Source organism: Mycobacterium sp. E1715 (genome assembly GCF_001667625.1).
Classification (GTDB): Bacteria; Actinomycetota; Actinomycetes; order Mycobacteriales; family Mycobacteriaceae; genus Mycobacterium.
In genome coordinates, this window is sequence record NZ_LZJJ01000523.1 from 1 (window position 1) to 2,946 (window position 2,946).

Sequence of the window (2,946 nt, forward strand, 5' to 3'; positions counted from 1 at the left end):
CTGCCGCCGAACACCGTGGCGTCCTGGCTGAAGATGCACACGTCGCGGCCGTCGATGGTGCCGTAACCGGTGATCACCCCGTCGCCGAGGGGGCGGTTGTTCTCCAGGCCGAAGTTCTTGCTGCGGTGCCGGGCCAGCGCGTCGAGCTCGACGAACGAGTCCTCGTCGAGCAGGGCGAGGATGCGCTCGCGGGCGGTCAGCTTGCCCTTGGCGTGCACCTTCTCGACGGCCTCTTCGCCCACCGGGTGCAGCGATTCCTCGCGGCGCTTGTGGAGTTCGGCCAGCTTGCCTGCGGTGGTGTGGATGTCGATCGTGTGCTCAGCGGCCGGCTCTGCGGTGTGGTCGGTAACGCTTGTCATGGGATCCGAGCTTAGCGGCGCGCTAGTCTCCGCTGATGGACTGGGCGACCGAATGCGACGTGCTGGTCGCCGGGTCGGGCGGCGGAGGCGTCACCGGCGCCTACACCGCGGCACGCGAGGGCCTGGACGTGATGCTGGTGGAGGCGACGTCGAAATTCGGCGGTACCACCGCCTACTCCGGTGGCGGCGGCGTCTGGTTCCCGTGCAATCCGGTGCTGCTGCGGGCCGGCGTCGACGACACCATCGAGGACGCGCTCACCTACTACCGGGCCGTGGTCGGTGACCGCACCCCGCGCGAGCTGCAGGAGACCTATGTCCGCGGCGGGGCCCCGCTGATCGAGTACCTGGAGGCCGACCCCCACCTGAAGTTCGTGCCCCTGCCCTGGCCCGACTACTACGGCAAGGCGCCGAAGGCGCGGCTGGACGGTCAGCGCCACATCGCCGCGAAGCCCTGGAAGGTGGCCGCCGCCCCCGAACTGCGGGAGGTGATCCGCGGGCCGTTGGACACCGACCGGCTCGGCGCCGAACCGCCCTCGGACTACTACCTCGGCGGCCGCGCCCTGATCGCTCGGTTCCTCACGGCGATCGCTCAGTACCCGAATGCGGCGCTGCAGCGCGACACCGCCCTGGTCGATCTCGTCCTTTCCGACGGGGCGGTGACCGGGGCGATCGTGGAGAGCGGCGGCGAGCGGCGGGCCATCCGCACCCGGCTGGGCGTGCTGCTGGCCGCCGGCGGCTTCGAGAACAACGAGGAGATGCGCCGCGAATTCGGGGTGCCCGGCACCGCGCGAGACACCATGGGCGGCCCGGGAAGTCGCGGCCTGGCGCTGCGGGCCGGCATCGCCGCGGGCGCCGACACCGACCTGCTGGACCAGGCGTGGTGGTCACCGGGCATGACCCATCCCGACGGGCGGTCGGCGTTCGCGCTGTGGTTCACCGGCGGCATCTTCGTCAACCAGGACGGCGACCGGTTCGTCAACGAGTCCCAGGCGTACGACCGGGCCGGCCGCGAGATCATCGCGCAACTGCAGGATGGTTCAATCACGTTGCCGTACTGGATGATCTACGACGACTCCGATGGCGAGGTGCCCCCGGTGAAGGCGGCCAACGTCTCCATCGTCGAGACCGGGAAGTACGTCGCCGCGGGCCTGTGGCACACCGCGGACACCCTGGAGGAACTGGCGGACAAGATCGGCGTGCCGGGCGGGCGGCTGGCGGCAACGGTGGCCCGGTTCAACGGTTTTGCCGCCTCGGGCGTCGACGAGGACTTCGGCAGGGGCGACGAGGCTTTCGACCGCGCGTTCTCGGGGGGCGCCTCGCCGCTGGTGCCCATCGAACGCCCGCCGTACCACGCCGCGGCGTTCGGGATCTCCGATCTGGGCACCAAGGGCGGCCTGCGCACCGACGCCGCCGCCCGGGTGCTCGACACGTCCGGTAATCCCATACCGGGCCTCTACGCCGCAGGCAACACGATGGCCGCGCCCAGCGGCACGGCGTATCCCGGCGGTGGCAACCCGATCGGGACCAGCATGCTGTTCAGCCACCTGGCCGTCCTGGACATGCTCGACGTCGTGAGCCGCCGGCGCCGCTGAGTCCTAGGCTGGGTCCAGTGACAGACCGAGACCAGCTCCGGCCACCTTTGGACCAGGCCGCATTACGCGCCGAGCTGATCGGCACCGGGCTGGGCTGGCGCCGGCTCGACGTCGTCGACGAAACCGGTTCCACCAACGCCGACCTGCTGGCCCGCGCCGCGTCCGGGACCGACGTCGCCGGGGCCGTGCTCATCGCCGAGCACCAGACCGCCGGGCGCGGGCGCCACGGCCGCGGCTGGTCTGCCACCCCGCGGGCCCAGCTCACGATGTCGGTCGCCGTCAGCATCGTCGACGTGCCGACCTCCGGGTGGGGCTGGCTGCCGCTGGCCACCGGGGTGGCGGTGGTGGACACGTTGGCCCCGCTGCTCGACGGCGTTCGGGTGGGGCTCAAGTGGCCCAACGACGTGCTGGCGGGGGACCCCCCGGGCAAACTGGCGGGCATCCTGGCCGAGGTGGCGCGGCCGGTGGTGGTAATCGGCTTGGGGCTCAACGTGTTTGAGGCACCGGCCGGTGTCGAGGGGGCCACCTCGCTGGTCGACTTGGGCGTGCCGGCGCCCGACCGGACCCGGCTGGTGTGCGGGCTGTTGAAGGAACTCGGGCGGCGGATCGTGGCCTGGCGCGCCGCGCGCGGGGCCGACTGGGCGCTGGCGGCCGACTACCGGGCGCGCAGCCTGACGGTCGGCGCGCGGGTGCGGGCGCACCTGCCGGGTGGCAAGGAGGTGGTCGGGGACGCGAGCGCGGTCGACGACCAGGGCAGGTTGTGCATCGAAAGTGGGGGACAGACGGTCGTCGTTTCGGCCGGTGACGTGGTGCATCTGCGGTAGCTTCTGGCAGGTGAGCTATCCGGATAACGTCCTGGCCGCCGGCGAGCAGGTGATCATCCACCGCCACCCGCACTGGAAGCGGCTGATCTGGCCGGTCGTCGTCCTTTTGCTGGTGACCGCGATCGCGGCGTTCGGGTCGGGATACCTCAACTCGACGCACTGGAGCCAGCT

At 71.5% G+C, this 2,946-nt stretch carries 3 protein-coding genes and 1 pseudogene; 3 read left to right on the forward strand and 1 reads right to left on the reverse strand.

The window, feature by feature from the left end:
* Positions 1-359, reverse strand: a 359-nt coding sequence (locus A9X03_RS25580; RefSeq protein WP_304528486.1) for a carboxyl transferase domain-containing protein, incomplete at its 3' end; no start/stop codon positions are given.
* Between the two features lie 35 nt (positions 360-394).
* On the opposite strand from A9X03_RS25580, the gene A9X03_RS25585 reads away from it, so the two are divergent.
* The 3 genes and pseudogenes from A9X03_RS25585 to A9X03_RS25595 all read left to right on the forward strand — a co-directional run.
* A complete protein-coding gene (locus A9X03_RS25585; protein WP_068263631.1) occupies positions 395-1,951 on the forward strand; it encodes an FAD-binding protein in 1,557 nt (518 codons plus the stop codon).
* Between the two features lie 17 nt (positions 1,952-1,968).
* Positions 1,969-2,775 (forward strand): biotin--[acetyl-CoA-carboxylase] ligase, encoded by an 807-nt coding sequence (locus tag A9X03_RS25590; protein WP_067889408.1) that lies wholly within the window; start codon positions 1,969-1,971, stop codon positions 2,773-2,775.
* Positions 2,776-2,785: 10 nt separating this feature from the next.
* Positions 2,786-2,946, forward strand: a pseudogene (locus tag A9X03_RS25595) (PH domain-containing protein); the annotation flags it as partial.

Excerpts from the sequence above, each read along its gene's own strand:
- A9X03_RS25585 (WP_068263631.1), top strand. The coding sequence starts at position 395 with ATGGACTGGGCGACCGAATGCGACGTGCTGGTCGCCGGGTCGGGCGGC.